The sequence below is a fragment of the Actinomadura logoneensis genome, assembly GCF_003428695.1.
In the GTDB taxonomy this organism is placed as follows: domain Bacteria; phylum Actinomycetota; class Actinomycetes; order Streptosporangiales; family Streptosporangiaceae; genus Spirillospora; species Spirillospora logoneensis.
On the sequence record NZ_QURH01000824.1, the window covers coordinates 1 to 4,883 of the forward strand.

General features: G+C 73.0%; 3 protein-coding genes and 1 pseudogene. 3 read left to right on the top strand and 1 reads right to left on the bottom strand.

Translation table 11 applies throughout. The features are described from left to right. Nucleotides 1-465: pseudogene (locus DZF91_RS28195) on the bottom strand (GAF domain-containing protein); the annotation flags it as partial. Between the two features lie 343 nt (nucleotides 466-808). Between DZF91_RS28195 and DZF91_RS28200 the strand changes: the two are divergent. From DZF91_RS28200 to DZF91_RS28210, 3 genes are all read left to right on the top strand, one after another. Continuing rightward, nucleotides 809-1,930, top strand: a complete 1,122-nt coding sequence (locus DZF91_RS28200) for a M24 family metallopeptidase (RefSeq protein ID WP_117360158.1) — start codon at nucleotides 809-811, stop codon at nucleotides 1,928-1,930. A 296-nt stretch (nucleotides 1,931-2,226) separates the two neighbouring features. After that, complete coding sequence (locus DZF91_RS28205) at nucleotides 2,227-3,453, top strand: ABC transporter ATP-binding protein (RefSeq protein ID WP_117360159.1); 1,227 nt, start codon at nucleotides 2,227-2,229, stop codon at nucleotides 3,451-3,453. Beyond that, nucleotides 3,450-4,775 (top strand): ABC transporter substrate-binding protein, encoded by a 1,326-nt coding sequence (locus tag DZF91_RS28210; RefSeq protein ID WP_117360160.1) that lies wholly within the window; start codon nucleotides 3,450-3,452, stop codon nucleotides 4,773-4,775. Before DZF91_RS28205 ends, DZF91_RS28210 begins: the two co-directional genes overlap by 4 nt. The last annotated feature ends 108 nt before the right edge of the window (nucleotides 4,776-4,883 follow it).

Consider the following 4,883-nt stretch of genomic DNA (forward strand, 5'->3'; position numbering starts at 1 on the left):
CGCGCCGACGACGCGTCCGGCGACCGCCAGCGGCAGGCACGAGCACGGGCCGGGTGGACGCGCGGCACCGCCGGCCAGCACCAGGTCCGGCGGTCCGGCCGTCCACAGCGCCGCGCCGTCCCGGACCGCGCGGACCATGCCGATCCCGTCGTGCGGCGGGATACGCGCCCAGCCGCTGACCACGCGGGCGGGCAGGCCGTGCGCCCCGGCCAACCGCAGCGCGCCGTCCGGCTCCAGCGCGGTGAGCAGGACCGTCTCGGCGCCCAGCCGCGCGAACGCCTCCTCGGCCAGCCGCCGCGCCAGCTCGACACCGGAGCGGGCGTCGCCGAGCGAGGCCGCGGCCGGGTACCGCGCCGCGGCCGGAGGCGCGGACGACGGCTCGGACCGCGGTCCGGACCACGGTTCGGACCGGGATTCGGTCCGCGGCCCGCCGGGCGAGGGAGGGCAGGGGACCGGGTCGGACACCGGAACGGACCGTGCGGCAGGCCCGGGGCCCGGCCCGGGAACGGAGGCGGGACCGGGAACGGAGGCGGGATCGAGGGCGCCGGTTCCCGGCGGCTCGGACGGGTCCGCGCTCTGCGGCTGAGGCGTCACGGGAACTCCCGGCGCGGTCAGACCCGGCCGCGCCGGTGCGCCGGAGGCGTCCCCGCGCGACATCGTGCCCGGACCCCTGCGATCCTGGACCGGTATCCGGACATGGCATGGCTGTGTCGGAGCATGTACAGAATGTAACAGGACCGTTTCCAAGGGAGGGGGGAAGCGGGGTCCCCGTGCCGCGCCCCCGCGCGCACGAGACCCGGCGACCAGCATGAACACGGATGTGACAAGGGCGTTGTATCCGCGCGAGCGCGTCGCGACGGTCCAGGAGGCGACCGCGAAGGCGGGCCTCGCGGCGCTGCTGCTGACGCCCGGACCGGACCTGCGGTACGTCAGCGGCTACGACGCGCTGCCGCTGGAGCGGCTGACCTGCCTGGCGGTGCCCGCCGACGGCGAGCCCTTCCTGGTGGTGCCGCGGCTGGAGCTGCCCGCCGCGCAGGAGTCCCCGGCGGGCTCGCTCGGCGTGGAGCTGGTCCCGTGGGACGAGACCGACGACCCGTACGCGCTGGTCGCGCGGCGGCTCGGCGCGTCCGGCGGGAAGGTCGGGCTCGCCGACCGGATGTGGGCGATGATGACGCTGCGGTTCCGGGACGCGATGCCGGGCGTCGAGCAGGTCCTCGCCGGGACGGTGCTGCGCGAGCTGCGGATGCGCAAGAGCCCCGCCGAGGTCGCCGCGCTGCGCGAGGCGGGCGAGGCGATCGACCGCGTGCACCGGCGGGTCCCGGAGTTCCTGCGGCCGGGCCGCACCGAGCGGGAGGTCGGCCGCGACATCCACGACGCGATCCTGGCGGAGGGCCACACCACCGTCGACTTCGTGATCGTCGGGTCGGGGCCGAACGGCGCGAACCCGCACGCGGAGCTGTCGGACCGGGTCATCGGCGAGGGCGAGCCGGTCGTGGTGGACATCGGCGGGCAGATGCCCAGCGGCTACTGCTCCGACTCCACGCGCAACTACTGCGTGGGCGAGCCGCCCGCCGAGTACCGGACGTACTTCGCGGTGCTGGAGGAGGCGCAGCGCGCGTCCTGCGAGGCGGTCCGTCCGGGCGTCACCCCGGAGGCGGTCGACGCCGCCGCCCGCGACCGGATCGCCGCCGCCGGGTACGGCGAGTACTTCATCCACCGCACCGGGCACGGCATCGGCATCGAGACGCACGAGGAGCCGTACATCGTCGCGGGCAACACCGAGCCGCTGGAGCCGGGCATGGCCTTCTCGGTCGAGCCGGGCATCTACACCGGGCCGCACGGCGCGCGCATCGAGGACATCGTCGTGTGCACCGAGGACGGCTACGAGGCGATGAACAGGACCGGGCACGGCCTGGTCGTCATCGACTGACCCACGAGGACCGGCGCACGAGGTAGGGCGCGCGAGGTACGGCGCACCACGTCGTTCGCGGTCGTTACGCAACGGCCGGTCCACACCGCTCCGCAACGGGGGCGGGCCCGCACGGCGGGTCCGCCCCCGTTGCGTTCACGGGGTTATAACGATCTCCATACCAAAGCGAGCCCCGCGTGGCGCGGCTGTTGCGCACTCCTGGCGTCGCCCTGTACCACCTTGAGCATCCGGCGGGGTTTTACAGCGAAGTAACACGAAACGCCGGGCCGTTCCGGCCCGCAGAGGGAGGAGGGACCGTGGCAGAGGTCGCCCTGCGCGGGGTCGGGAAGGTGTATCCCGACGGAACCCGTGCCGTGACCGACCTGAACCTCGGCATAGCGGACGGCGAGTTCCTGGTGCTGGTCGGGCCGTCCGGGTGCGGCAAGACCACCGCCCTGCGGATGCTCGCGGGCCTGGAGGAGATCTCCGAGGGCGAGATCGCGATCGGGGACCGCGTCGTCAACCGGGTTCCGGCGCGCGACCGCGACGTGGCGATGGTGTTCCAGAGCTACGCGCTCTACCCGCACCTCTCGGTGCGCGACAACATCGGCTTCGGGCTGTCGCTGCGCAAGGTGCCCAAGGACGAGATCCGGCGCGAGGTGGACCGCGCCGCGCAGATCCTCGGGCTGGCCGAGTACCTCGACAAGAAGCCGCGCAACCTGTCCGGCGGGCAGCGCCAGCGGGTGGCGATGGGACGCGCGATCGTCCGCAAGCCGCAGGCGTTCCTGATGGACGAGCCGCTGTCGAACCTGGACGCCAAGCTGCGCGTCCAGATGCGCGCCGAGATCGCCCGCATCCAGCGCGACCTGGGCGTCACGACCGTCTACGTCACCCACGACCAGACCGAGGCGATGACCCTCGGCGACCGGGTCGCGGTGATGAAGAAGGGCGTGCTCCAGCAGGTCGCGCCGCCGCAGGAACTGTACGACCGGCCCGTGAACCTGTTCGTCGCGGGCTTCATCGGCTCCCCGGCGATGAACCTGCTGCAGGGCGCGCTGTCGGGGGACGAGGCGTCCCCGCGGCTGACCGTCGGCGGGCAGACCCTCGACCTGCCCGCCGCGGTGTTCACCGAGCGGCCCGCGCTGCGCGGGTACCTCGGCCGGGACGTCGTGGTCGGCATCCGGCCCGAGGACATGGAGGACGCCGACCTGGTCACGGCGGCGGGCGGCGGCACGCTCACCTCCACCGCCGACCTGGTGGAGGCGATGGGCTCGGACGTCCTGGTGCACTTCACCGTCCAGGCGGCCCGGGTGGTCACCGAGGACACCCGGGAGCTGGCGCGGGACGCCGGCACCGACGTCCTCGGCGCGCTCGAGGACCAGCACACCGACCTGGTCGCGCGGTTCAGCCCGCGCACCACGGTCAAGGCCGGCGACCCGGTGACCGTGCACGTGGACACCGGGCGCCTGCACTTCTTCGATATCGAATCCGGCGCCGCGATCTGGGGCGCGGACGCCGGTTCGCCCAGGGAGGATGAGGAATGAGGACTGGCATGCGGTTCATCGGCGCGTCCGTCGCCGTGGGCCTGGCGCTCTCGGCGGCCGCGTGCGGCGGCGGCGACGACAAGAAGGGCGACGGCGGCGGCTCGGCCCAGGGCGGCGAGCTCAAGGGCGTCAAGATCGAGGTCGCGGCCAAGTGGACGGGCACGGAGGAGCAGAACTTCCGGCAGGTCCTGAAGGCGTTCGAGAAGCAGACCGGCGCGACGGTCTCCTACGCGTCCACCGGTGAGAACACCGACGCCTACCTCGGCCCCCGCATCGCGGCCAAGAACCCGCCGGACGTGGCGATCCTGCCGCAGCCCGGCCTGCTCCAGCAGTACGCCGCGAAGGGGCAGCTCAAGCCGCTCACGCCGGACGTCACCGCCGAGCTCGACAAGAACTTCTCGCCGTACTGGAAGAACCTGGCCTCGGCCAAGGGCCAGACCTACGGCGTGCTCGCCAAGGCCGCCTACAAGTCGATCATCTGGTACCGGCCGAAGGTGCTGCAGGACGCGGGCGTGAACCCGCCGCAGACCTTCGACGAGCTGGTCAAGGCCGCCGGGACGCTGCAGGACGCCGGGCAGACGCCGTTCACCGTCGCGGGCGCGTCGTCCGACTCCTGGACCCTGACCGACTGGTTCGAGAACGTCTACCTGTCGCAGGCCGGGCCGGACAACTACGACAAGCTGGCCAAGCACGAGATCAAGTGGACCGATCCGTCGGTGGCCACGGCCCTCCAGACCCTCGCGAAGATCTGGGGCAAGCCGGAGTGGCTGGCGGGCGGCCTGGCCGGCGCGACCAAGACCAAGTTCGACGAGTCGGTCACCCAGGTCTTCGGCCAGGAGAAGGCCGCCATGGTCTACGGCGGCGACTTCGCCGCCGCGAACATCTCCACCACCAAGGCCAAGGTCGGCACCGACGCGCAGGTCTTCCCGTTCCCCAAGGCGGGCAGCACCGCCCCGGCCGTCCTCGGCGGCGACGTCGCGGTCGCGCTGAAGGACGGCAAGGGCGCGATGGCGCTGATGAAGTTCCTGGCCTCGCCGGACGCGGGCAAGACCTGGGCCAAGCTCGGCGGGTACCTGTCGCCGAACAAGAACGTCGGCCCGGACGCCTACTCCGACCCGATCGCCAAGCAGCTCGTCGACGCCATGCAGAAGGCCGGCGACTCCGCGCGCTACGACATGTCCGACCTCGCCCCGGCCGCCTTCGGCGGCACCCCCGGCTCCGGCGAGTGGGAGGCGCTGCGCGGCTTCCTGCAGAAGCCGTCCGACGTCAAGGGCGCCCAGGACAAGCTCGAGTCCCAGGCCGCGAAGGCCTTCAAGAGCTAGGACGGTTCCCCCATGACGGCTCCTAAGGACACGGCGCCCGGCGAGGACGGGACGCCCTCCGAGGACCAGACGCCGCATGGGCGGGAGCCGTCGCCCGCGGCCGCGGAC